Origin of the sequence: Neptunomonas japonica DSM 18939 (assembly GCF_000422765.1) — a bacterium.
GTDB lineage: Bacteria > Pseudomonadota > Gammaproteobacteria > Pseudomonadales > Balneatricaceae > Neptunomonas > Neptunomonas japonica.
In genome coordinates this window covers 82059-108412 of record NZ_AUGR01000002.1, presented here as the reverse complement: position 1 = coordinate 108412, position 26354 = coordinate 82059, and the positions used below count along the sequence as shown (strand labels likewise).

The following is a 26354-nucleotide window of genomic DNA, read 5'->3' as shown; positions in this document are numbered from 1 at the left end:
ATTTCAGCAAATAAAAAACCACTCTATATGAGTGGTTTTTTATTAGCTAAGTGGAACACAGAAACAGCTTCTTACTCTAGGTCAGACCAGTCACCCCAACATAGTTGCCACAGTATCTAGGCGTAATAGACTCCAAATGACAATAAAAAAATATGGGTGTATATAAAATGGCGACACCATCACAGGCGATTATAACGGGAGTAGAAGTCCTAGCAATTAGGCTTCCAATGGAAAAGGAACACAAAACGGCAAGTGGTATTGTATCGGAGTCGCCGTTGGTTTTAACGACTATATATACAAATACGGGCATAACAGGCCATAGTATAGTATTCACCTATACTCCCATAGCTCTTAAACCCGTAGCCGACTTGGTTATGAACATGAGCCCTCTCATAGAAAAACAAGTCTTGGCTCCAATCGCTTTAGAACAGCAACTTAGCTCCCGATTCAGGTTATTAGGAAGCCAGGGGTTAGTGGGCATGGCCCTAGCCGCAATAGACATGGCTTTATGGGATGCTCATGCAAAGCTACATGACTGTAACCTAGTACAATTACTCGGGGGTGCTCAAAAGACTATTCCAGTTTATGGCGCTATTGGTTTTGAAGGCGAAAAGGGCTCAGCCGAAACAGCTACTCAATTAGCCCAAGCGGGTTTTAGAGGTGTAAAAGCTAAAGTTGGATATCCTGATATAAAAGAAGAGCTTCGCGTAGTATCTGCAATACGAAATGCAGTAGGGCCAACAATAGACATCATGCTTGACTACAACCAATGCTTAACGCCCACCGAAGCAATAGAGCGAACTAAACGTTTTAATGATGCAGAAATTACGTGGATTGAAGAACCTACCTTGGCACATGATTACAAAGGCCATTCAGTTGTTAAAAACACATCATCCATCCCTATCCAGTGTGGTGAGAACTGGTGGAATACCTTAGATCTCCAGCATGCTTTAGATGCTGATGCTTCAGATTTCGTAATGCTAGACGTTATGAAAATAGGGGGGGTAAGCGGGTGGCTAAGAGCTGCGACAATATGTGCAAGCCATCAAAAACTTGTATCAACACACCTATGGCCAGAAGTTAGTGCGCAATTACTTTGTCTAACACCCACCGCTCACTGGCTTGAATATTGTGATTGGTGGAACCCCTTGCTTAAAGAACCACTCCAAATCGAAAATGGCCTAGCTAAAGTAGGAAGCAACACCGGCTTAGGAATGGATTGGGATGATGATGTTGCTGCACAATTTAGTATTAACTAAGCTTAAAATTCCCGTTCTTACCGTAAAAACGCACCAAAATTGACAGCTCAAGTTACACGTCACAAAAGTAAAAGCCGCTCGATTAGAGCGGCTTTTACTTACCTAGTAATGCTAGAAGCATAACTAGCACATTCAGCATGACCCTTATTGAAACGCACTGCTGACGCGGGGTGTTTCTCAAGGTGCTTAGTTGGCCGTATTGGCCGCGGTACAAACCCGCCACCGCAGTTTGGGCATACGCCATGAAATTTCATATCAGCACAGTCATTACAAAAAGTGCATTCAAAGCTGCACACTCTGGCATTCTGGCTTTCAGGAGGCAGGTCAACATCGCAGCATTCACAGTTCGGTTTTAAAATAAGCATTCTTAGTTCCTATCCAGTGACTTGACGTTTAAAATAGCAATTTTATATTTGGCAGGAATGCCATAATGAGCTCCTTTACTGCCATGCAATCACAACATAAAAAACACCGACCTATCATTGCCTTTATAGTGTATCCAAATATCAAGTTACTCGATCTTGCAGGGCCTCTACAGGCCTTTGCAGACGCTCAGGATGAGAGTGGCGTTGCCGTATATAAAACCGCAATTTTATCGCTAGACGGCAACTCGATTAATTCTGATACCCCTGTCTCACTGTCCACTGAATCCATATGGGAATGGACAGAACACTATATTGATACGCTGATCGTTGTCGGTGGATCAGGCGCGAGGGTAGCTAGCCAAAACGCCGACCTCTTAGCAGGTATCGCTGAACTAGCTTCTAAATCAAAAAGAGTAGGGTCTATATGCAGCGGCGCGTTTGTATTAGCCGCGTGCGGCTTACTCAAAGGTCATCGCGCGGTAACTCATTGGGAGTCCTGTGAAGAACTTGGCGCTTTCTACCCCGATATAAAAGTAGAGTCGGAACCCATTTTTATTAACGATAGAAATGTATGGACCTCTGCCGGTGTTACTGCCGGGCTTGATATGGCACTCGCTATGATCTCTGATGATATTGGTCGTTCTGCGGCACTCTATTTAGCGCGATCATTAGTTACCTACGTTGTTCGACCCGGAGGGCAGTCACAATTTAGCGAGGCTTTAAAAGTACAGACTGCAGATGGTAACGGGCGTTTCGATAGTCTTCATCAATGGATGCGATGTAACCTTGATCAAGACCTTCATGTTTCAATCTTAGCCAATCAAGCGTTAATGAGTGCTCGAAACTTCGCGAGGTTGTATGTTGCTGAAACAAAGCAAACCCCAGCCAAAGCAGTTGAAGCGATGCGTGTTGAAGCAGCACGTAGCATGTTAGAAAACGGAAAGTTATCAATGAAAGTTATTGCCAAACAGTGTGGTTTTGGCAACGAAGAGGGGATGAGACGATCCTTTGTCCGATTGATAAAAATAACACCCAGTGACTACGAAAAGCGCTTTACTTGTGAAGTAAACCAACCATGACTGCTAACTAACAAAATACCAACAATAATTAGCCCTGTACCTATAACAAAGTTGGGTTCAATTTTCTCGTCTAACCACCAACTACCGAGTAAGACACCAAGAGCAGGGGTCATGAAGGATAAAATACCAAGCTGAGAGGCTTTGTAGTGGGTTAATAGCCAGAACCAGAGCAAGAAAGCGAGGAAAGCAACGCCAATACCATGAAAGGCAAGACTTGCCATTACCGCGGGCGTTAGATTTACATCTGTCTGCCCAGTCCAAACAGACCATAGAGTTAGCACAACAAATGCGATTAACAGCTGATAAAGCAGGACCTGCTTCGCCGGTAAAGCCGCTAATCCGGTCGTACGAACGACAACCGTAGTTGCTCCCCAAGCAGCCCCTCCTAGCAGTGCCAGCAGATCTCCCCAAAAGATAGCGGCGTTAAGTTTTATATCTTCTCCCCCCAAAAAAGCTAAGGCAGTGCCTCCAAAAGTAAGCGCTATGCCAAACCATTGGAAGCTATTCATACGCTCATTAGGAATCTTTATGTGCAAACCTATGGCTGCAAATATCGGTGAAGTGTAGAGAAGAACAATCGTATGAGAGGCGCTGGTATAAGTTAATGCTTCCCCTACAAACAAAAACTCCAAAGTAAACAGCACCCCGATCCATATGGCTGGTAAGCGGTTCTCAGGAGCTAATTTAACCTGCGATCGCTTGGTTCGAATGAGTAATACAAGAAGCATAATGGCAATGCCATAGCGCAACGCTATCTGGAAAACCGGAGTAATATCATCTGCGACCGCTTTCAGTACCACTTGCTGTGAGGCCATAACGATACAAAATAGCAGCATACAGCCGAAGGCAAAAAGGTCGAGTGATTTGCGGGTTCCCATACCTATTCCTCAAAATGAACATGAGGTCACATTATGGTTTGTCTAATTTTATTGATATAGCTAAAATCAGACAAAGCATAATCAGGATCGGCCAGGCATGTCGAAAAAGCCATTTATCCATACGCCACTGGAACTCCAGACACTGCCGCAACCAGTCTTCCTTCAATTGCGCTCAATGCCTGAAGGCACAATCTATCCTCCGCATCAGCATCTGTGGGGTGAGTTTGTCTATTCTTTCAGCGGAGTATTAGCAATGCAGGCAGAGGGTAAAGAGTTTCGTGTTCCTCCTAGTTTCGGTTTATGGCACCCCCCAGGCTCAAGGCATCATGGCAGCAACCGTCATGCCTCATACCACTGTTCACTCTATATAGATCAAGAACTGGCCGCTGAACGCGGCATGCCAGAAAAAACCTGCGCCTTGTTGGTCAACCCGATGCTCCGAGCGATGCTAAATCACCTACGGCTTAATCCACCGCAACCTCCCTATTCACTGGAAGAAAACAAACTATTAGATGTGATACTGGATCAGTTGGTTATTACTCCCAGCGCGGGCAGCTATCTTCCAGATTCTAATGATCCTTTACTGAACAAGGTGCTTAGTTATTTAAAAGACAACCCAAACAGTAACTGCTCGATAAAAGCATTAGCAGAAAAGTTCGGAACCTCTGAGCGGACCTTAGCGCGCAAAGCACAACAGGATCTAGGTATCGCTCTGAGTGAATGGCGTCAGCGGCTGAAAGTAATGCGCTCGGTTCCCATGCTACAAGAAGGCGCTAGTGTTGAAAGTGTCGCTCTGGATCTAGGTTACAGTACGGCTTCTTCCTTTATCGCTATGTTCCGACGCTTACTCGATACAACACCAGATGAATATCGTAAAAACCGTGGTTAGCCGATAGAAAGAGCTTTATGACCTACCCATTTATTTTTTCCTATCAGTTTGATATCGATGTCGCTCTTGGCACAAACCTGACGTATTCCTGAGTATAGGGCGAAAAAAAAGCAGCCGATGGGCTGCTTTTTTCTATTTCACACTAGTGAGAAGGCATTTCATTTCAAATGACAGAAATGACACTAAACATCCACATTGGTTGCATGTAAAGCGTTGGATTCTATGAAATTTCTTCTTGGCTCTACTTCATCACCCATCAAGGTTGTGAACAATTGGTCAGCTGAAATAGCATCTTCAATGGTTACCTGCAGCATACGGCGAGCATCTGGGTCCATTGTCGTCTCCCATAGCTGGTCTGGGTTCATTTCACCCAATCCTTTGTATCGCTGTATGGCATTACCACGCTTAGATTGCTCTAGTAACCAATTGATACCATCTTTAAAGAAGGTAACAGGGAAAGTTCTCTCGCCTCGTTTAACGAACGAACCTGGCTCTAGTAGATCATGTAGCTCAGTCGCTAGCGCGGCAATTGATGCGTATTCACGTGATGAGAAGAAGTCTCTTCGAAAAACAAAGTTCGTATCAACACCGTGATTGATATGCACAATCTTAGGTAAGTAAACACTATGCTCTTTATCGTAAACTAATTCAGACTCATAACGCTCACTGACACTAGCTTGCTTCTCTAGCGCTTCTACCAGCGTCTTTAACCAGCTCTCAACAAGGTCAGAGTTAGTTAGATCGTCAGCACTCAACACTGATTGATAAATCATTTGTGTGAGTGCTGCTGGCGGATAGAGCTTACATAGACGATCAATGTGTTTCTCTACACCACGATACTGGTTAATCAGTGACTCAAGTGCTGCGCCAGCAATCGCTGGAGCGCCTTCATGCACATGGAAACTAGCATTATCAAGTGCACCTTGGAGTAAGTAGCTTTCTAGTGCTTCGTCATCTTTCAGATACTGCTCTTGCTTGCCTTTTTTGATCTTATACAAAGGCGGTTGAGCAATATAAATGTACCCACGTTCGATCAATTCTGGCATTTGACGGAAGAAAAAGGTCAACAATAAGGTACGAATGTGTGATCCATCGACGTCGGCATCGGTCATAATAATGACACTGTGGTAACGCAATTTATCAGGATTGTATTCATCGCGGCCAATACCGCAACCCAATGCAGTAATCAGCGTGCCCACTTCTACTGAAGAGAGCATCTTGTCAAAACGTGCTTTTTCAACGTTTAGAATTTTACCTTTAAGCGGCAAAATAGCTTGTGTACGGCGGTCACGACCTTGCTTAGCCGAACCACCCGCTGAATCACCCTCTACTAGGTAAAGTTCTGAAAGGGCTGGATCTTTTTCTTGGCAATCGGCCAACTTGCCCGGTAAACCCGCGATGTCCAGAGCACCTTTACGGCGTGTCATGTCGCGTGCTTTACGTGCTGCTTCACGCGCCCGTGCCGCTTCAATCATTTTGTTAACGATTGATTTGGACTCTTGTGGATTTTCTTGTAAATAATCCGAAAAGTGCAGAGCAAACATCTGCTCTACTGCGGTTTTAACTTCTGAAGAGACCAACTTATCTTTGGTCTGTGAAGAGAATTTAGGATCAGGAACTTTAACCGAGATAATAGCGCATAAGCCTTCACGGCTATCATCACCCGAAGTGCTAACCTTACTTCCCTTGTTTAAACCTTCACTCTCAATATAAGAGTTAAGCGAACGTGTTAATGCCGCACGAAAACCTGAAAGATGTGTTCCGCCATCACGTTGTGGAATGTTGTTCGTGAAACAATGCAGGCTTTCTTGATAGCTATCGTTCCATTGCAAAGCCACTTCAACGCCGACACCATTTTCATGCATACCGGTGAGGTGAACCACTTTATTGACAGCGGTTTTATTCTGGTTAAGAAACTCGACAAACGAGCTTAAGCCGCCCGTATACTCAAAAATATCCTGACGAGCGCTACGCTCATCTGTCAGGACAATACGCACGCCTGAGTTAAGGAAGGATAGCTCTCGTAAGCGTTTAGCCAATAGGTCGAACTGGTACTCAACATTCGTGAATGTTTCTTCTGACGGCTTAAATCGTACTTCTGTACCGGATTGCTCAGTTTCACCAACAATAGTAAGCGGCGCCTGCGGTACACCATGAACATAAATCTGCTCGTGTACTTTACCATCACGGCGTACTGTTAGTTTCAACTCAGAGGATAGGGCGTTTACAACAGAAACACCTACACCGTGCAAACCACCGGATACTTTATAGCTGTTGTCATCAAACTTACCGCCGGCATGCAGAACCGTCATGATGACCTCTGCTGCAGAGACACCTTCTTCATCGTGTATGCCCGTAGGAATACCACGGCCGTTATCTGAAACAGAAACACTTCCATCTGGATGGATGATGACGCTAATCTCGCTACAGTGGCCTGCAAGGGCTTCATCGATTGAGTTATCTACAATCTCGAAAACCATGTGGTGCAGACCGCTTCCATCATCTGTGTCACCTATGTACATCCCAGGGCGTTTACGAACCGCATCCAGTCCTTTAAGGACCTTAATACTGTTGGAATCGTAATTTTGCTCTTCGCCACTCATGGTATTCTCCTGACTCAGTGTGTTTGTACCAATTGGCCTGCTTCAATATTGAAGTAGGCCACTGCTGTATCGGGCTTCCAAAATCGACTTAAGGATTCTGGGTCAACACAGGTGATGAAACATTGATTATTAGTTTGTTCTAAAAATTCACAAAATAAACGGCTATGCTGTTTATCCAGTTCAGACGGTAAGTCATCAATCAGATAAACACATGGCCTATTACTTAAACGATGAAACAGCGCTCCCTGTGCCAGTTTTAATGCGCTGACAACGAGCTTCTTCTGTCCACGGGATAAACGTTCCGCAGCACTAATACCTTCAGATTTAACTTTTAAATCAGCCCGCTGGGGGCCGATACTGGTAAATCCTTGCTTAAGGTCTCTGGGTAAATTTTCTGCTAACAATTCGTCCAGAGGCCTTTTTTGATCCCATCCAGCAGAAAACTTAAGTGTGATCGATAAATCACCGACCAGCCTTAATAAGATCTCTTCAAAATCAGGTTTTAACTGTTCAATATAGCGTTCGCGCATGCTGGTTAACTGCTCAGCATACTGAATAAATTCCTGATCCCATACCTGCCGCAAAACAGGGTCAATTTTACCACACTTCAGCAAAGAATTACGCTGTTGTAATACACGTTTAAATGCACGCCACAATTGAATAAATACGGGGTCTGAATGAAACACTCCCCAATCAATAAACTGGCGTCTTGTTCCCGGGCTACCTTCCAGTAACTCAAAGGTATCGGTATTAATCAATTGAAGCGGAACAAGGGTGGCAAGCTCAGATAAATCAATACTATTGCCGTTAAAACGTATGCCAACATCACCGTCTAAACCACGGCTAACACCTAATGGTTTTAGCTGGCCATTTCCCACTGCATCTATTTTAGAAAAGACCAGTGATTCTCTCTCTGAAGAAGTGACCAAATAACGAAATTGATTCGTTCGAAAAGAGCGTGTTAGACCAAGAAAGTGCACAGCTTCAAGCAGAGTGGTTTTACCACTGCCGTTAGCACCATAAATGATATTTATACGCTCTGAAGGCTCAAAAGATACGGCGTCGATATTGCGTATCTTATTAACAGAAAGGGATCTGATTGGCATAAAGTGTAGCGTGAAGCCGAAACCGGCTTCACACAAGTCATCCTATCTTACATTCTCATCGGCATGACAACGTAGAGATTACCCTCTTCATCATAGCCTTCGATTAATGCACTGCTATTAGAATCAGACAGGGTAAAACGAACCACATCAGAATTCAGGATAGATAACGCGTCCAGCAAGTAGTTAACATTGAAGCCAATCTCAAGAGAGTCGCCTTCATAGTCAATAGCGATGGTTTCTTCTGCTTCTTCCTGCTCTGGGTTATTTGCCATCACTTGCAAGAAGCCGCTGGTCAACGTCAAACGAACACCACGGTACTTCTCATTTGAGAGGATCGCGATACGGCTAAACACTTTACGTAAGGCTTGGCGATCACCTAATACATACTTATCGCCGTTACGTGGAATAACACGCTGGTAATCTGGGAATTTCCCATCAACCAACTTAGAGGTGAATATAAAATCACCTACATGAGCGCGAATATGATTAGCACCTACGACTAACTTAAGCGGCTCATCGCCATGTTGAAGCAAACGTGCCAGCTCTAGAATCCCTTTACGAGGAACAATAATCTGCTGAGCTGTTTGTTGATCGGTTTCAACACTAGCAACGCTCGTTGCCAAACGGTGGCCATCAGTAGCAACCGTACGTAATGAGCCGTCAGCAATCTCCAGCAACATACCATTTAGGTAGTAACGTACATCTTGCTGAGCCATCGAGAAACCCGTTTGCTCAATAAGATAACGTAGCTGCCCTTGTGACAAAGTCAGATCAAATGTTTGCGGACTATCCTCAACATTTGGGAACTCAACAGCAGGCAGGGTAGACAGCGTAAAGCGGCTGCGACCAGACTTAATAATCATTTTTTGGCCGGTAAGGGTCATTTCAATCTGTGCATCATCAGAAAGTGATTTACAAATATCCATAAGCTTACGCGCCGGTACGGTGATAGAACCCGGCTCTGCAGGCTCATCAAGCATCACACAACCAACCAGCTCAACTTCAAGGTCGGTCCCTGTCATCGACAGTTTATGATCTTCAGCAACCAATAAAATATTGGACAACACTGGAAGTGTCTGACGACGCTCCACCACACCCGCTACCAATTGCAGCGGTTTAATTAGTGCTTCACGTGAAATAACGAATTTCATGGCAATCTACCTTTATTCCGCTCCGGTACTACGCCGTCAGATGACGTAGCAGGTTCTGATAATCTTCTCTAATATCCGGTTCACTTTCCCGTAACTCTTTGATTTTACGGCAAGCGTGTAACACTGTCGTATGATCGCGACCACCAAAAGCATTCCCAATCTCAGGTAAACTGTGATTAGTGAGTTCTTTAGAGATGCTCATCGCAACCTGACGTGGACGTGCTACCGAGCGGCTTCTGCGCTTAGATAACAAATCGGATATCTTAATTTTATAATACTCCGCGACCACACGCTGAATATTGTCAATACTAACTTGTTTGTCCTGTAATGCCAGTAAGTCTTTCAATGATTCTTTAATGAAAGGCGTAGTTATTGCATTACCTGTAAAATGAGCGTTCGCAATGACACGTTTAAGCGCACCTTCAAGCTCACGAACGTTAGAACGAATCTTCTGTGCAAGGAAGAAAGCAGCGTCATCTGGCAGTACAATTTTTGCTTCTGCAGCTTTCTTCATAACAATAGCGGCGCGTGTTTCTAATTCTGGTGGTTCAACAGCAACAGTTAAGCCCCAACCAAAACGTGATTTTAAACGCTCTTCAACACCGTTAATTTCTTTAGGATAGCGGTCACTGGTCAAAATCATCTGCTGACCACCTTCAAGCAAAGCATTAAAGGTGTGGAAAAACTCTTCTTGGGAGCGCTCTTTGCCTGCAAAAAACTGAATATCATCGATCAGCAGGGCATCAACAGAACGATAATAACGTTTAAAGTCATTAATGGCGTTCAACTGCAATGCTTTAACCATATCAGCAACAAAACGCTCAGAGTGTAGATAAACGATACGAGCATTAGGATTTTGACGCAGCATTTCCATGCCAACAGCATGCATTAAATGGGTTTTACCTAAACCAACACCGCCGTATATAAACAGTGGGTTATAAGCACCACCGGGGTTGTCTGCAACTTGTTGTGCGGCGGCTAATGCCAACTGGTTTGATTTACCCTGAACAAAGGACTCAAACGTAAATGCTCTATTCAAGTTTGATTGGTGGCGTAAACCACCCTCAACATTTACATCGATAGTTCTGCCAGGTTCAGAAACACCTACGTCTAATTCAAGCTGAGGCGCTGGTATAACTGCAACTGGAGGGTTGTGAGCACTTACTTCTTTGCTAGGTACTGATGGCGCTCGCTGCTCATATTCTGCTTGTTCAGGCTCTACATAAGCAGATACGGGTGGCGGAGCAGCAGGGCGAGGCCTTGGAGGCATGCGCCTCGCTTGAGAAGCACCGGTAGATATTGCTGCAATATCCACGCGTACATCAATACTGATATCGCCAGATACATCACTGACGACCTGTCGAATACGAGAGAGGAATTTATCATTTACCCAATCGCGAACGAATCGATTGGGAGCAAGAAGAACCACAACAGAATCTTGGCTTTCATCAGCACTCAATGGGCGAATCCAAGTATTATACTGCTGGGCAGGGAACTCACTTTGCAAACTAGGCAAACAACGTTCCCACAAATCTCCCGACATAAACTCTCCGCAAAAATAATGATTCGCACTGAAAACAGCATAAGTTACTGTTATATAGCCGCTATTCTACAGTGATCCACAGCACTTATCCACACAGCAATGCTAAATATTGATAACTTAAGTGAAAATTATAACAAGAGCACCAACAAACGGAAAATTGTATGTTTTTTATACTGTTTTCAACTTACAAACAGTAAATCAACATGATACATAACGAGTTACTAACAGGCTAAGCCATTGTTATATATTGAAATGAAGATTTATAAACATTTTTATACAGTTTTACTTATCCCCTGAGTCAGAATATAGGTCAGGTAAATTTCTTTACCTCTTTTAACGTATTAACTAAAAAACCATTTGAATTATCCTAATTAATTCACTAGAATTTCGCGTCTTAATTTTGCTCTGTAGCTTCAGCCAGCTAATAACCGAGCACTTAACAAGCGTTAATAGTAGGTACTGACTGATGAAAAGAACATTTCAACCAAGCGTTTTAAAACGTGCTCGTACACACGGCTTTCGTGCTCGCATGGCTACTAAAAGTGGTCGCGCAATTATCAACCGCCGTCGTGCAAAAGGCCGTTCGCGTCTGTCTGCTTAATACAGACTGCGACCGGATCTGGTAGTTGAATGACCGAATTCGGATATCCCCGACAGCTGCGCCTGTTGACTGCCGGGGATTTTCAACAGGTCTTTGATAGTGTCACTATCAAGGTGCCAGACCAGAAAATACTTATCCTAGCCCGTCATAACGGACTCGAACATCCACGTCTCGGGTTTGTGATTTCAAAAAAAAATGTACGTAGAGCAGTGAAACGTAATCATGTTCGGCGTATCATTCGCGAGTCATTTCGCCTTAATCAACATAAACTACCACCCGTCGATATGATCATTCTGGCTCGTCCAGGACTGGGTGATATGAGCGCAAGCGAGTTACATCGCCTTGCCGATAAGTGTTGGTCTCGGTTGAATAAAAAATCCAAACACGTACTTAACAAGCAAGATTAACGGTCTTAAACTTATGGATGTACAGCGAGTCATACTAGTTGCCGCCTTGGCACTTATCTCATATATGCTGGTTTTACAGTGGAATGAGGATTACGGTCAGCAACCAACAGCACAAGCCCCGGCTGCTTCTGTTTCTGTCTATGGCAGTGCGTCAACAAGCAGCGACCTTCCTACTGCAGTTACTGCTGAAAAGAGCACTTCTGGTGAGCTACCAACAACAGGAACAGTCACTGAAGGCACTACGCCAGCACAACTAATCACAGTTAAAACTGATGTTCTAGATGTTCTGATTGATGCGAAAGGCGGCGATATTATTCAAGTAGCCTTGACTGCATACAAAGCAACACTAGGAAGCGAGCTTCCATTTATCTTGCTTGAACAAAATACTAATCGCACTTACGTTTCACAAAGTGGCTTAGTGGGTACAAACGGCCCAGATGCTAATCCAGAAGGGCGCCCTAGCTACTCAGTAGCGAAAAGCGAATACACTCTGGATGGACAAGACAGCATTAATGTTGATTTAGTTTTTAGCGATGCTAAAGGCGTTAACATTACTAAGCGTTACGTCTTTAGTAAAAATTCTTACACTATCGGCCAAGAATATATTGTTAATAACGGCTCTAGTGAACTATTCCAAGCAAACTTGTTTGCACAGATTAAACGCGACCAAAGTGCTGACCCTAACTCATCTACCGATATGGGTATGCAGTCTTACCTTGGTCCTGTTTTTTCAACGACGACAGATAGTTATCAAAAATATGATTTTGATGACATTAATGAAGTCAATTTCAATGAAACAACAGCTGATGGTTGGGCAGCCATGGTACAGCACTATTTCTTAAGTGCATGGATACCAACACCTGGCGCTGAATACACATACAGCACACGCAAGCTTAATGGTAACTACATTGCAGGTTTTGTATCGCCTTCATTTGAAGTACCTGCTGGTGGCGAGAAAACTGTTTCAGCATCATTTTATGCAGGTCCTAAAGATGTAGACCAGATGGAAGCGGCGGCTCCAATGCTGGATCGTACTCTTGATTTTGGTTGGTTGTGGTGGATTGCATCTCCTCTTTACATAGTGCTTAAGTGGATACACGGTCTTGTAGGAAACTGGGGGCTAACTATTATTTGCATCACGCTTCTGGTGAAAGCATTACTCTTCCAGTTAAATGCTAAAGCCTTCAAATCTATGGCGAAAATGCGTAAATTCGGTCCTGAAATGACGCGTTTGAAAGAGCTACACGGTGCTGATCGACAGAAGATGTCCCAGGCCATGATGGAGCTCTACAAGAAAGAGAAGATCAACCCGTTAGGCGGCTGTTTACCTATCGTTGCTCAGATGCCGATCTTCATCTCTTTGTATTGGGTGCTAATGGAATCTGTTGAGCTACGTCACGCAGACTTCCTCTACCTAACAGACCTTTCAGCAAAAGACCCTTACTTTATTCTGCCAATCATCATGGGCGTGAGTATGTTTATTCAGCAATCGCTGAACCCAACACCTCCAGATCCAATGCAGGCTAAAGTAATGAAGATGCTGCCTATCATGTTTACTTTCTTCTTCCTGTGGTTCCCTGCAGGTCTGACACTGTACTGGGTAGTGAACAACATTCTGTCGATTGCACAGCAATATGTAATCAATAAACAGATTGAAGCAGAACCTAGCGCGACTTAAGATAACGTCACGTACAAAAAAAGGCTCCTGAGGGAGCCTTTTTCAATGCTGCAAGAAAAACGGAGTACCTATGAGCCTGATATCTCAAGAAACCATTGCTGCACAAGCCACCGCTCCCGGGCGTGGAGGTGTGGGAATTATTCGTGTATCAGGCCCCAAGGCTGCAGAAATTGCAAAGCAGGTTCTTGGCTACTTACCTAAACCCCGTTATGCACATTACGGGGCATTTAAAGATGCACAAGAAAACGAGCTGGACGAGGGGATAGCGCTTTATTTCCCTGGCCCTAATTCGTTTACCGGTGAAGACATTTTAGAGCTACAAGGCCACGGCGGCCCTGTAGTGATGGACTTCCTGCTACAGCGAGTACAATCACTTGGTGCCAGGCTTGCCAGACCTGGTGAGTTTTCTGAACGTGCTTTTTTAAACGACAAACTCGACCTCGCCCAAGCAGAAGCTATCGCAGACCTTATCGACAGCTCATCACAACAAGCTGCACGCTGTGCTTTACGTTCCTTACAAGGAGAGTTTTCTCGGCGAATCGACACGCTCGTAGAATCACTTATCCAGTTACGTATCTATGTTGAAGCGGCTATCGACTTTCCCGAAGAAGAGATCGATTTTCTGGCAGACGGAAAAGTGCTCTCTGACCTGCACGGCATTATTGCCAACCTCGCTGCTGTATTGAGTGAAGCGAAGCAGGGGAGTTTGATTCGTGAAGGGATGAGTGTTGTGATTGCAGGACGCCCCAATGCGGGCAAATCTAGCCTGCTAAATGCACTAGCAGGAAGAGAAACCGCCATTGTGACCGATATTGCCGGGACAACACGTGACGTGTTACGTGAACATATCCACATTGATGGCATGCCGCTACATATTATCGATACCGCAGGTTTACGTGACGCCCCCGACGAAGTTGAACGTATTGGTATTAGCCGCGCCTGGGAAGAGATTCACAAAGCAGACAGAGTGCTATTGATGGTCGATAGTACAAAGACACATGCTGATGATCCCCATCAAATTTGGCCTGAGTTTGTCGATCAGCTACAAGATCAAAGTAAAATCACGGTTATCCGTAATAAATCCGACTTGAGCGGCGAAGGGTTTGGCCTACAAGAGGTACACGGCCATACGCTAATCAATCTCTCAGCTAAAGCGGGAGAGGGCATAGAGACGCTTCGTGACCACCTTAAGACCTGTATGGGCTACCAAGCCACAACTGAAGGCGGTTTTTTAGCTCGTCGTCGCCATCTTGAAGCACTCAATACTGCTTCACAACTGCTTGAAACTGGTCGAGATCAACTTATCCACAACGGTGCAGGTGAACTACTCGCTGAAGACCTAAGGCAAGCTCAGCAAGCCTTAGGAGAGATTACCGGCCAATTCAGCAATGATGATTTATTAGGAAGAATCTTTTCCAGCTTCTGTATTGGAAAATAGTCTTCCTTCTCATCCAAAGCTAATCAACCAGTAAACAACATCTAATCTAGGTCAGCACCTTTGTGGCGTTCAGGTACCTGATCAGCTTCTTCGCCCCAGGTGCGGTTGACCTTGCGACCACGAATAACAGCAGGGCGCTTAGCAATATCATTCGCCCAGCGCTGCACATGTGTATATTCATGTACGGATAGAAACTCTCCAGCATCATAGAGGTGCCCCAGCACTAAGCCCCCATACCAAGGCCAGATAGCAATATCAGCAATGCTGTATTCGTCTCCTGCAATATACGGGCGCTCAGCCAATGCGCGGTCAAGCACATCTAATTGACGCTTAGTTTCCATGGTAAAACGATCAATCGGGTACTCAAACTTCTCGGGGGCATAGGCGTAAAAATGCCCGAAACCACCTCCAAGATAGGGCGCAGAGCCCATCTGCCAAAACAGCCAGTTCATCACTTCAGTCCTGTCGGCTATCAACTTAGGCAGTAGCGCATCAAACTTTTCAGCGAGATAAAACAAAATAGAACCCGACTCAAAAACGCGCGTTGCCTTTTCGGTACTGTTATCCACAAGCGCAGGGATTTTAGAATTAGGATTAACCTCAACAAAACCACTTGAGAACTGATCCCCCTCCGTAATACGGATCAACCAAGCATCGTACTCTGCATCTTTATATCCAAGTGCTAATAGCTCTTCCAGCATAATGGTTGCCTTCATACCATTAGGCGTCGCAAGAGAATAAAGCTGCAAAGGATGCTTACCCACAGGCAGCTCCTTAGTATGAGTTGCACCGGCAACCGGACGATTGATATTAGCGAACTCCCCACCACTGGGTGCTTCCATAGTCCAGACCTTGGGTGGCGTATAGTTTGACGAATCACTCATGACATTGGCCTCTTATACTGTCAAAAAAAGCATTGAGATAAATAGCTAAGGTGAATAGAGAAAGTAGATATTTAAGAGTTATAGCACGCCGAGCGCGTTATAAAGATGTAAAAAACTAATTTGTAAAAGCAAAAACTTGACTGAAAAACGTCGATTACGCATGAACAGCTGAAAATTACTGATATTAAAGCGACCAGAGAGCGTCAGATGCATCCCAGATAACGGGGACGCTATCACCCCACCAGACCAACACATCAAAAATGTCATCGCCAATAAGTCAGGTGCAACATTAATGTTTGCGAGCAAGCCACCCGCCGTAGCAACAGTAATAACAGGATGTACACCAACAATCGCCAAAACCACAGATATTATCAACAGACCACTGGCTTGCCATGCACCAAAACTGGTAAAGCCAAGTGTTAAATCAGCCGATGTCATCACAGAACCAATACCTACTGCGAGAACGCCAGCAGCCAGAAATAGTAATAATTCCGAACCAATATTGGGGATAACATTAAGAATGTGGTGTTTATACACAGGCAAGCCTGTCGGGGGCTTTTCTCCGATAGCGGACTTTTTAAAAACCAGTACAACAAACGGTAATAAGATCGATAAGAAAGAGATCAGTGTAAGTACAGGTACCAAAGGCAGTAAAAAATGACAGGCCATAATAGAGATAGCCAACAGTGTAGGCATCCACAGGGCCGATAAGTCTAGTGGATAACCTTTAAACTCCTCTACTTCTATCTCTTTAGTAATGTCTGTTCCTGCCAGCCACAAAGCAACCCCAGCAATGGGTAAGCCGGCAATGGCTAACACAAATAAATGTGCTCCAGGCGCGTTAGTAAGTGCCACCCCCATTGCGGCAAAAAAAGGCGACCAGAGTGCCGCCGTACCAAAGCCACGCGAAAGAGTCGCTGCCTGTGTCATGGTTAAAGACTGCTTTTGATTAAGGCGTTCCGCCATAATCATCATTGCAGACAGGTTAATAATTGATCCAAAAAAATGAACGCCTAGTAACGTTTTCCAGAAAGCACTTTTACCTTGTGGTTCGCTGTGGCTTTCACTCATCGAAGAAGCAGCTATCAAACGCAAAAAACTTACCGCTGCTAACATAGTTACAAGAGCTTGATTGGCGCTCAACGCTTTTAACCATAGCACCGCTTCACTGTGTGCAAAGCTCCATAACAAGCAGCTAACACCCACCAGCAGCATCAGGCCAGACTGCAGGAGTTGCATCCTACGTACACGGCGTAATAGCAACAACGCAGCCAACCAACCTGCGACACCCGCCCACCAGCTAGGAACAGCACCACTGAGCCCGTTTACAACTGAAAGCAATATCATTAAATACAGCGTAATGCCTGCCACACACACATGGACAGGGCTACTAGGTTGACTGCTCGCCTGATGATTAGACATTCATTACCTCAAGAGCGGTCTCAATATGCGGATATCACAATAGTTTCAATACGGGTTGCTGCAATGCAAAGAACTGCTCTCGTAGCTGTAATAGATGCTCACCCCAGTAACGCTCTGTATTAAACCAAGAGAAATTATGAGGAAAGGCAGGGTCATCCCAACGCCTCGCAATCCATGCAGCGTAGTACATCATCCGTAGCGTTCGTAGCGCCTCAACTAGATGTAATTCGCGGGGGTCAAAGTCAGCGAACTCATTGTAGCCTTCTATCACTTCACCGACCTGTAACTGTTGCTGATGCCGATCTCCGGTTAAAAACATCCACAAATCTTGGATAGCCGGCGCCATACGCGCATCGTCAAAGTCCACAAAGTGTGGCGTATCATCACGCCATAAAATATTTCCCGCATGGCAGTCACCGTGCACGCGTATCAACTTCACGTCTCCTGCACGTTTAAAAGCAGCATCAATCTCACGTAGAAGATCCGATGTAAGACTGTCATACGCATTTTTTAACGAGCTGGGGATAAATTCTCGACTAATAAAATCGGCACTGTCGATTCCATAGCTTTGAATATCCATAGTAGGCCTGTGGATAAAATCATGAGACTGGCCGACTTGATGTATCCGACCGATAGTACGCCCCAATTGAAACTGATGTTCAGGATCATCTAGTTCTGGAGCACGCCCACCGCGACGTTCAAATAGGGAAAAGCGAAAATCTTCGTAACGAAACAAGCTATCGCCATTGGCATTTTTCATCGGAGCGACAACAGATAGCTCTTGATCCACCAGCTCATACATATACTGATGTTCTTCTAGTATCTGCTCATCACTCCAACGTTGGGGGCGATAAAACTTAGCAATAAGCGGTGTCTTCTCATCAATACCCACCTGATAGACGCGGTTTTCATAGCTATTGAGCGCCATGATACGTCCATCGCTTAAGTAGCCAAGAGACTCTACAGCGTACAAAACGGTATCGGGCTTTAATTCAAAAAATGGCTGTTTATTCATAGCACGACTGCCGCAGATAATGGTTTAGTAGGAGGGCATATACTAAACCTAAGTAAAAGGAATAGCGCGTCTAAACTCAAACAGACTCAATCTGCAGGATAATAGAATTCTTTGTATCTTGAGGTAAAAAGCTCGCCTTAATACTATTGATCGCTAGCTGTTGTAACTGAGCAGGCGTCATCTCTAATGACTCATATAATGCTTGGTAGTTTTCAGCCACATACCCACCAAAATAAGCAGGATCATCAGAGTTCACAGTAACCATAACGCCTTGTTCAAGCATTTTAAGTATTGTGTGGTCAGCCATATCTGTGAATACTTTTAAACGTGTATTTGATAACGGACATACCGTTAGTGGCACCTGCTCATCGATCAAACGTTGCATCAACTCAGCATCTTCATAAGCGCGCACACCATGATCGATACGATCTACGTTGAGCAGGTCTAGCGTTGACCACACATACTCTGGCGGGCCTTCTTCGCCGGCATGAGCCACCGCTTTAAAGCCTTCAGCGCGTGCTTTGGCAAATACACGCTGGAATTTCTCTGGAGGGTGCCCCATTTCAGAGCTATCAAGACCCACAGCAATAAACTGATCACGATATGGCAGTGCCATCTCTAACGTTTCAAAAGCAGCTTCTTCAGGTAAATGACGTAAAAATGAGAGTATCAGGTAACTGCTAATGCCTAGCTGCGTTTGAGCCTGCTTTAATGCAGAGCTAATACCGTTGATCACAACCTGAAAAGGAATGCCTCGGTCAGTATGCGTTTGCGGATCAAAGCATGGTTCAGTATGCACCACGCCTTGCTCTTTACAACGTAAAAGATATCCCCAGGTTAAATCGAAAAAATCTTGTTCTGTTTGTAATACATTGGCGCCTTGATAATAGATATCAAGAAAATCCTGCAAATTGCCAAACTCATAGGCGGCTTTAATCGCCGCTATATCATCATAAGGTAAAGACAGCTTGTTACGCTGTGCAAGCTTTAGCATTAACTCTGGCTCTAAGCTACCTTCAAGGTGAAGATGTAACTCAGCTTTAGGGAGCTGTGTAATAAAGTCAGTCATATTTTTCATAAAAGCTCCCAGCTTGCCCAAAAAAAGATTCAAAAAAGGGGGCATAAGCCCCCTAGTGTTCCTTAGATTGTCTTTCCTATTTAACGAGGAATCTCACCTGGAACACCTTCTATATACCAGCTCATACCTGCTAGCTCACCATGCGGTAAGATCTCACCCTCAGCCACTTTAAGTTCACCCGCCTGATTTTTAATCGGACCGGCAAACGGATGTAGAGTTCCTGCTTTGATCTGAGCAATCAACACTTGAGCTTCTGCTACAACATCTGCAGGGACGCTATCACTGAACTCAGGGATAACAATCTCTTCTTCAGCCATGCCACCCCAATGGTCTTCAGACTTCCACGTACCGTCCATCACTTGCTGAACGCGTTTAATGTAGAAGGGAGACCAGTTATTCACAATCGAAAGGATATGCGCTTTTTCACCAAAGCTAGACATATCAGAAGCCTGACCTACGGCATAGGCACCACGTCTATTAGCCGCTTGCATCGCTGCTGGGCTATCTGTGTGCTGCAAAATAATATCCACGCCCTGATCAATCATGGCATTAGCGGCATCCGCTTCTTTACCTGGATCAAACCAGCTATTTACCCAAATAATTTTTAATTCAGCATCCGGGTTATATTTATTCAACGCCATCTGTACCGCGTTGATATCACGAATAACTTCAGGAATAGGGAAAGAGGCGATATAGCCAATTTTGTTAGACTTGGTCATTTTTGCAGCAGTAAAGCCTGCGATATAACGGCCTTCATAGGTATTAGATATGTAAGTACCTACGTTTTTTGATAACTTGTAGCCCGTCGCATGCTCAAACGTCACTTTAGGAAAGCGCTTAGCAACTTTCAACGTTGGGTTCATAAAACCAAACGAGGTAGTAAAAATTAGGTCGTGGCCCGTTTTAGCAAGGTTACGGATAACACGCTCAGCATCAGCACCTTCTGGTACATTTTCAACATAGGTTGTTTTTACCTTATCGCCAAAATGCTTCTCAACGGCCAAACGCCCCTGATCATGTTGATAACTCCAACCATGATCACCTACAGGCCCTACGTATACAAAACCTACTTTAAAAGGGTCAGCTGCCTGAGCGCCTAATGTTGCCACTAAACCTACGCCAGCAATTAAGCCAGTCAGGAGTTTTTTCAACACGATTTTTTTCATTACGGAAATCCTCGTTAAAATACTTTTTATTATTGGCTAAAACGCTCAGCCCGGGTTGTTTGTTCTATCAGCTAACGGCGTTGAGAAGGTGTACTCCATATCCCACGGGAATCTAATCCAGGTATCCTGACTGACTTCCATCGCATACGTATCAACCAAAGGCCTACCAGCAGGCTTAGCATATAAGGTTACGAAATGTGCTTTAGGTAGCATTTCACGTACACACCGAGCGGTTTTACCCGTGTCAACGAGGTCATCTACCAGCAAAAAGCCTTCACCATCGCCTTCGACACTTTTAAGAATGTTCAGCTCTCCCTGGTGCATTGCTGCATCGCCTTCGTCGTTAACACCATAGCTGGTAACGCATACGGTATCGATCAAACGGATATCTAGCTCACGAGCTAGAATAGCAGCAGGCACTAAACCTCCACGAGTGATGGCGATAATACCTTTCCACGGGCCTAGTTCCAGCAATCGCCATGATAGCGCGCGGGAGTTACGATGCAGCTCCTCCCAAGTTACTGGAAAATCTTTACTGTATGGCGACTGTCCCATCAAATATTCCTCATCAATCAAAGCTTCACATGTCTTACAAAAAAATAACAAGACATGACATTGTCAGAAATCATAACCTAATAGTCAGGTTTTTCTAGTGTAAAAGTATTCTAGTGCGACAGCTTAGCCGCCAGCTTGTTGGCTAAGGCGCTGTGCTCAGCGATTAGCGCCTGTCTATCAACACCTGGCACTTCACCATCTTCGACAGTCCAGCGCCCAGCGATCATAACGCGGTCAGCTTTTTCAGCACCACAAAGTAGTAAGGCTGCTAATGAGTCATGACTGCCTGAAAAACGTAGCTCATCTAACTTAAACATTGCCAAATCTGCCTGCTTACTCCGTGCTATTTCTCCTACATCACTTCGCCCTAAGACAGTAGCAGAGCCCTGTGTAGCCCAGCGATATGCATCAAAATGCGTTACAGCCGATGACCCATAACGTAAGCGCTGTAGATACAAAGCCTGACGAACTTCCTGAATCATATTGGATCCATCATTTGATGCCGACCCATCCACGCCTAAGCCAACGGGTACACCCGCCGCTTCTAACTCTTTTGTGCGAGCAATACCTGATGCCAGCATCATGTTAGAGGTAGGGCAGTGGCATACACCCACACCCGCCTGACCTAAACGACGAATCTCTTCATCATCAAAGTGAATACCATGTGCTAACCAGGTGCGTGACGATAACCAGCCTACGCTCTCAAGATAATCAACAGTGCGCATACCAAAACGTTGCAAGCAGAATGTTTCTTCATCGATGGTTTCAGCTAAGTGAGTGTGCAGACGCACATCATGACATTGTGCTAGCAATGCACTTGATTTCATAATCTCTGGCGTTACGGAAAAAGGTGAACAGGGGGCCAGTGCTATTTGAATCATGGCGCCTTCACCACGTTGGTGATAACGCTGGATAAGCCGCTCACTATCACTCAGTATTTGTTCTTCACTCTGAACCGTTGTTTGTGGTGGTAAGCCACCATCTTTCTCACCCAGGCTCATCGAACCACGCGTCAACATCGCCCGTATGCCCAGCTTTTCAGCCTCAGCCACCTGTACATCAATGGCGTTTTCCATACCGTCAGGAAACAGGTAATGATGATCTGCTGCCAATGTACAACCCGATAGCATCAACTCTGTTAGCGCCAAGCGGCTGGCAGAAGCTAACATCTCAGGCTCTAAGCCTGCCCACAGGGGGTAGAGTGTCTTTAACCAGGGAAACAGTTCTTTATTCAACGCACCAGGATAGGCGCGAGTCAGTGTCTGGTAAAAGTGATGATGAGTATTAATCAGCCCCGGCAGTATGACATGTCGGCTGGCATCATAAACCTGATCACATGGCTGAGAGGGCATTTCCCCTACAGCTACCAGCTCAATAATTTTATCGTCTGAAACAACAATGCCGCCGCGTGCATCGTTTTCTGGGTTCGACAAAATGGCCAGTGGATTTTTTATCCACAGGGAGCTGTTTTCAACCATCTATCTTAAGCTCCCGCATGAAAAGGTTTGCCCAAAGAGATCGGCGCATACATTTTACTGCGCCCTTGGTTGCGCGACATCATTACCAACACCAACACGGTAGCAATATAAGGTAGCATCGCTAATAGGTTTGGCGAGACGGCAAAGCCTAAGCCTTGCGCTACCAAATGTAGAATACTGGCTAAACCAAAGAGATAAGCACCCAGCAATATTCTCTCAGTGCGCCAGCTAGCAAAAACAACCAATGCTAGTGCAATCCAACCGCGCCCAGCTGTCATGTTCTCAGCCCACAGAGGTGTATAAGCCAGTGATAGATAACCTCCGGCTAAGCCCGCCATTGCACCACCAAAACCTACGGCCAAATAACGCGTACGCATCACAGGCAAACCGATCGCATTAGCAGCATGCGGGTTCTCTCCAACAGCCTTTACAATTAAGCCGGTACGGCTGGAGCGGAAAAACCAAAAGATAACGCCAAATAAGACAAAAGAGAGGTAAACAACTAAGTCTTGAGCAAATAACATCTTACCAATCACAGGGATATCGCTAAGGAAAGGAATAGCAATCACTTCCAACCCTTCAATGGGTTTACCCACAAAGCTTGAACCAATAAACGCCGACAAGCCGCCTCCAAAAATAGTCAACGCTAGGCCTGTCGCTACTTGGTTAGCATTAAGCCCCAGCGCTATCATGGCAAATAATTGCGACATCACTACACCAGCAACAATTGCCATCAGAAAACCAAAAAATAGATTGCCCGTCAGCCATGTCGCGATAAACCCAGCCACTGCGCCCATTAGCATCATGCCTTCTTGGCCTAGATTCAACACGCCGCTCTTTTCACATACCATTTCACCCAGCGCTACAATCAGCAGCGGTGTTCCTGTGCGTATCATGGCGTAGAGAATATTCGTAATCAGATCAATATCCATTATTGTTGCTCCACACGGCTTGTCACTGTATCCATACCCGACCAAGGAAATTTAATTTTGTAACCAATTAAGACATCACAAGCGAGAAGGTAAAACAGCAGCATCCCTTGAAACAAGCCGGTAATAGCCAGCGGCATATTCAACTCAATCTGAGCCATCTCTCCGCCCATATAAATGAGGGCCATTAACAGGCTAGCAAACAAAATACCTATGGGGTGTAAGCGCCCTAAAAAAGCCACAATGATGGCGGCATAACCATAACCCGGTGATATTTGTGGTACTAGCTGCCCTAATGGGCCTGCTACTTCACCTGCACCGGCAAGACCTGCCAAACCACCACTGATTAACATAGCAATCCATACAAGCTTTTTATCCTTAAAGCCGGCGAGTCTTGCAGCACTGGCATCTAGTCCCAATACCTTTATTTGAAAGCCGATAAAGCTTCTCGCTAATAAAACCCAAATAACCACCACCGCTAACAAAGCAAACAAGATACCGGCGTGTACCCGAGTATCTTCTACTAATACTGGTAATAAAGAAGCATCACCGAACATGGCAGATTCAGGAAAGTTATACCCATCAGGATCTTTTAACGGACCATGCACCGAGAATATAAGTAAGTTAAGCGCTATATAGTTAAACATGATGGTTGTTAGAATTTCATTCGCATTGAAGTGGGTTTTCAGCCACGCCGCTAATAATGCCCATAGAGCACCACCAGCAATTCCCGCCAACATCACTGCCGGCAAAGCCCACGCCGCTTCCACTTCGATAATATTGACAGCTAACGCGCTGGCAGTAAGCCCACCAATCAAAAGCTGCCCTTCGGCACCGATATTCCACACTTGTGCCTTAAATACGATGGCCAAACCAATAGCACAGAGTAATATAGGTGCCGTTTTCACGCACAGCTCTGCTAAACCATAGGTATCTGATATAGGTGTATAAAGCATCGTTTTTAGTGCAAAAAGAGGATCATGCCCCTGCAGGTAAAAAAAGATGCCTCCGGTAATCAAAGTAAGAACACCGGCTAACAAGGGGGATAAATAAGCCATCTTACGGGAGTGTTCGGCACGCGGTACTAATTTAAGAAACATCTACCACTCCTTTAATGAGTATGAACGGCGCCAGCCGTTGCATTTGCAGAAACTGTTTGGGTTTCGGGCGCTAGAGCGTCACAAACGTCTGTATCAAATATGCCCGCCATCCAGCGTCCGACTTCTTCTACGGTTGTATCAGGAGCGGGTTTGATCGGGGAAAGAGCACCATCACACAAAGCACACAAGCGATCTGATATTTGAAATAGCTCATCGATATCCTCGGACACGATCAAAATAGCTGCACCGTTATCTCGCAATTCAATCAATGCTTGATGGATAGCCGTTGCCGCGCCAATATCTACTCCCCACGTGGGGTGGGCTGCTATTAATAATCGTGGGTTTTGCATAATCTCACGACCAATAATAAATTTCTGCAGGTTACCACCCGATAAGCTTTTGGCATGCGTGCCACTATTGGGCGTCTTTACTTTGAATTTTTTGATGATTTTTTTTGCAAAGCTTTCAGTGCTCTCATGGTCAATCATTCCATTTTTAATCAAGCCTGTTAAAAAGCCGGTTAGCAGGGCATTATCTTTCAAGCTCATATCAGGTACAGCACCGCGCCCCAAGCGCTCTTCAGGCACAAAAGCGAGTCCTTTACCGCGACGCTTTTCTGGGGATAAATTCCCAACCGGGCCACATGGGAAATGAATAGCATCATGGTTTTTAATGATGTCTTCGCCACTAAGTGCTGCTAATAACTCTTCTTGGCCATTACCCGCAACACCGGCAATACCAACAATTTCACCGGCATGTACATCCAAATTAACATTTTTTAAATCAACACCGAAAGGGTCTTCACTGATGCGGCTCAAACCGCGAATTTGTAAAAATATATCCTGCCCCTGAACCTTGTCATAATCCATGCTGATAGGGGTTTCATCGCCTACCATCATCCGTGCCATACTGGATGCATCTTCTTCTGCAGGAAGACAAGCACCTGATACACTCCCTCCACGTAACACAGTAGCACGATGACACAAGGCCTTAACTTCGTTTAGTTTGTGGCTAATAAACAAGATACTGCAACCTTCTTCTGCTAAACGACGTAACGTCACAAAAAGCGTATCCACCTCTTGAGGCGTTAACACTGATGTTGGTTCATCCAAGATTAGCAAACGAATATCTTGCACAAGACAACGTACGATTTCAACGCGCTGCCTTTCTCCTACCGATAGTGAATGAACATAGCGCTCAGGGTTAAGCGCCATTCCATAACGTGCCGATACCGTGCGTATTTTCTCAGCTAAGGCTTTCATATCCTTAGCTTCATCACCTAGTGCTAAAGCGATATTTTCGGTAACGGTGAGAGTTTCAAACAAGGAGAAGTGCTGAAATACCATACCTATGCCTAACTTCCTGGCATGCGCTGGATCTTTAATGCGGATCTTGTCGCCTTCCCAGGTTATCTCTCCAGCATCAGGTTTAACCACACCGTAAATAACTTTCATTAAGGTACTTTTGCCTGCGCCGTTCTCACCCAGCAAGGCATGTATCTCTCCTACGCCGATATCAATATCAATGCTATCGTTTGCTAGGCAACCAGGGTACTGCTTGGTAATACCTTGCATAATAAGCCGTTTGGGACGGTCGGGCTGAAAACTTGCCGTAGGAGTGTTCATGTATGTCCTCTTCTCACCGTTGAGCATTCTTTGCATCATGTACTGCACAGTACTAATGTAAAATTAGTTTCTCTCAGAAGTGCAAAAAACCAGCCAACCGCTCAA

At 45.0% G+C, this 26354-nt stretch carries 23 protein-coding genes; 7 read left to right on the top strand and 16 right to left on the bottom strand.

The window, feature by feature from the left end; translation table 11 throughout:
- The first annotated feature begins 167 nt into the window (after nt 1-167).
- Complete coding sequence (locus G511_RS0102570) at nt 168-1259, top strand: enolase C-terminal domain-like protein (protein WP_028468238.1); 1092 nt, start codon at nt 168-170, stop codon at nt 1257-1259.
- A gap of 98 nt (nt 1260-1357) precedes the next feature.
- Here the strand turns inward: G511_RS0102570 and G511_RS24105 are convergent, their stop codons facing one another.
- Complete coding sequence (locus G511_RS24105) at nt 1358-1624, bottom strand: DUF1272 domain-containing protein (RefSeq protein WP_084628985.1); 267 nt, start codon at nt 1622-1624, stop codon at nt 1358-1360.
- A 65-nt stretch (nt 1625-1689) separates the two neighbouring features.
- Between G511_RS24105 and G511_RS0102565 the strand changes: the two genes are divergently transcribed.
- A complete protein-coding gene (locus G511_RS0102565) occupies nt 1690-2703 on the top strand; it encodes a GlxA family transcriptional regulator (RefSeq protein WP_051221454.1) in 1014 nt (337 codons plus the stop codon).
- Here G511_RS0102565 and G511_RS0102560 read toward each other — a convergent pair.
- Nucleotides 2664-3581, bottom strand: coding sequence for a DMT family transporter (locus G511_RS0102560; RefSeq protein ID WP_028468236.1), 918 nt, complete (start codon nt 3579-3581; stop codon nt 2664-2666). The two genes, G511_RS0102565 and G511_RS0102560, sit on opposite strands and share 40 nt — an antisense overlap.
- A 97-nt stretch (nt 3582-3678) precedes the next feature.
- Between G511_RS0102560 and G511_RS0102550 the strand changes: the two genes are divergently transcribed.
- A complete protein-coding gene (locus G511_RS0102550; RefSeq protein WP_036551025.1) occupies nt 3679-4470 on the top strand; it encodes an AraC family transcriptional regulator in 792 nt (263 codons plus the stop codon).
- A 182-nt stretch (nt 4471-4652) separates the two neighbouring features.
- Here G511_RS0102550 and gyrB read toward each other — a convergent pair whose 3' ends face one another.
- Genes gyrB through dnaA form a run of 4 tightly spaced genes read right to left on the bottom strand, consistent with a single transcriptional unit; the run spans nt 4653 to nt 10873 of the window.
- Entirely contained in the window at nt 4653-7073 is a 2421-nt protein-coding gene (gene gyrB, locus G511_RS0102545) for a DNA topoisomerase (ATP-hydrolyzing) subunit B (protein ID WP_028468234.1), read from the bottom strand.
- Nucleotides 7074-7087: 14 nt separating this feature from the next.
- On the bottom strand, nt 7088-8179 hold the full coding sequence (gene recF / locus G511_RS0102540; RefSeq protein WP_028468233.1) for a DNA replication/repair protein RecF: 1092 nt from the start codon (nt 8177-8179) through the stop codon (nt 7088-7090).
- A 47-nt stretch (nt 8180-8226) separates the two neighbouring features.
- Nucleotides 8227-9330, bottom strand: coding sequence for a DNA polymerase III subunit beta (dnaN, locus tag G511_RS0102535; protein WP_028468232.1), 1104 nt, complete (start codon nt 9328-9330; stop codon nt 8227-8229).
- Nucleotides 9331-9358: 28 nt separating this feature from the next.
- On the bottom strand, nt 9359-10873 hold the full coding sequence (gene dnaA / locus G511_RS0102530) for a chromosomal replication initiator protein DnaA (protein ID WP_028468231.1): 1515 nt from the start codon (nt 10871-10873) through the stop codon (nt 9359-9361).
- Between the two features lie 466 nt (nt 10874-11339).
- Between dnaA and rpmH the strand changes: the two genes are divergently transcribed.
- The 4 genes from rpmH to mnmE all read left to right on the top strand — a co-directional run bounded on the left by rpmH (nt 11340) and on the right by mnmE (nt 14997).
- A complete protein-coding gene (rpmH, locus tag G511_RS0102525) occupies nt 11340-11474 on the top strand; it encodes a 50S ribosomal protein L34 (RefSeq protein ID WP_028468230.1) in 135 nt (44 codons plus the stop codon).
- A gap of 29 nt (nt 11475-11503) precedes the next feature.
- On the top strand, nt 11504-11881 hold the full coding sequence (gene rnpA / locus G511_RS0102520; protein WP_028468229.1) for a ribonuclease P protein component: 378 nt from the start codon (nt 11504-11506) through the stop codon (nt 11879-11881).
- 13 nt (nt 11882-11894) lie between these two features.
- A complete protein-coding gene (yidC, locus tag G511_RS0102515) occupies nt 11895-13559 on the top strand; it encodes a membrane protein insertase YidC (protein ID WP_028468228.1) in 1665 nt (554 codons plus the stop codon).
- Nucleotides 13560-13629: 70 nt separating this feature from the next.
- Complete coding sequence (mnmE, locus tag G511_RS0102510) at nt 13630-14997, top strand: tRNA uridine-5-carboxymethylaminomethyl(34) synthesis GTPase MnmE (protein ID WP_028468227.1); 1368 nt, start codon at nt 13630-13632, stop codon at nt 14995-14997.
- A gap of 41 nt (nt 14998-15038) precedes the next feature.
- On the opposite strand, the gene yghU is transcribed toward mnmE, so the two are convergent.
- The 10 genes from yghU to G511_RS21585 all read right to left on the bottom strand — a co-directional run bounded on the left by yghU (nt 15039) and on the right by G511_RS21585 (nt 26249).
- On the bottom strand, nt 15039-15881 hold the full coding sequence (gene yghU, locus G511_RS0102505) for a glutathione-dependent disulfide-bond oxidoreductase (protein WP_028468226.1): 843 nt from the start codon (nt 15879-15881) through the stop codon (nt 15039-15041).
- A gap of 78 nt (nt 15882-15959) precedes the next feature.
- The gene (locus tag G511_RS21595; protein ID WP_051221452.1) at nt 15960-17303 is read right to left on the bottom strand and encodes a hypothetical protein; all 1344 of its coding nucleotides are present in this window, start codon (nt 17301-17303) and stop codon (nt 15960-15962) included.
- A 34-nt stretch (nt 17304-17337) separates the two neighbouring features.
- Nucleotides 17338-18318: a serine/threonine protein kinase gene (locus G511_RS0102495; RefSeq protein WP_028468225.1), complete on the bottom strand. Its 981-nt coding sequence runs from the start codon at nt 18316-18318 to the stop codon at nt 17338-17340.
- A gap of 76 nt (nt 18319-18394) precedes the next feature.
- A complete protein-coding gene (locus G511_RS21590; protein ID WP_051221530.1) occupies nt 18395-19387 on the bottom strand; it encodes an adenosine deaminase in 993 nt (330 codons plus the stop codon).
- Between the two features lie 89 nt (nt 19388-19476).
- The gene (locus G511_RS0102485; protein WP_028468224.1) at nt 19477-20562 is read right to left on the bottom strand and encodes a BMP family ABC transporter substrate-binding protein; all 1086 of its coding nucleotides are present in this window, start codon (nt 20560-20562) and stop codon (nt 19477-19479) included.
- Between the two features lie 45 nt (nt 20563-20607).
- Nucleotides 20608-21117, bottom strand: a complete 510-nt coding sequence (gene gpt, locus G511_RS0102480; RefSeq protein WP_028468223.1) for a xanthine phosphoribosyltransferase — start codon at nt 21115-21117, stop codon at nt 20608-20610.
- Nucleotides 21118-21227: 110 nt separating this feature from the next.
- Nucleotides 21228-22595, bottom strand: a complete 1368-nt coding sequence (locus G511_RS0102475) for an 8-oxoguanine deaminase (protein WP_036551020.1) — start codon at nt 22593-22595, stop codon at nt 21228-21230.
- Between the two features lie 5 nt (nt 22596-22600).
- Nucleotides 22601-23527 (bottom strand): ABC transporter permease, encoded by a 927-nt coding sequence (locus G511_RS0102470; RefSeq protein ID WP_028468221.1) that lies wholly within the window; start codon nt 23525-23527, stop codon nt 22601-22603.
- A complete protein-coding gene (locus G511_RS0102465; RefSeq protein WP_028468220.1) occupies nt 23527-24624 on the bottom strand; it encodes an ABC transporter permease in 1098 nt (365 codons plus the stop codon). Before G511_RS0102465 ends, G511_RS0102470 begins: the two co-directional genes overlap by 1 nt.
- 11 nt (nt 24625-24635) lie before the next feature.
- Nucleotides 24636-26249, bottom strand: a complete 1614-nt coding sequence (locus G511_RS21585) for an ABC transporter ATP-binding protein (protein WP_051221449.1) — start codon at nt 26247-26249, stop codon at nt 24636-24638.
- Between the last annotated feature and the right edge of the window lie 105 nt (nt 26250-26354).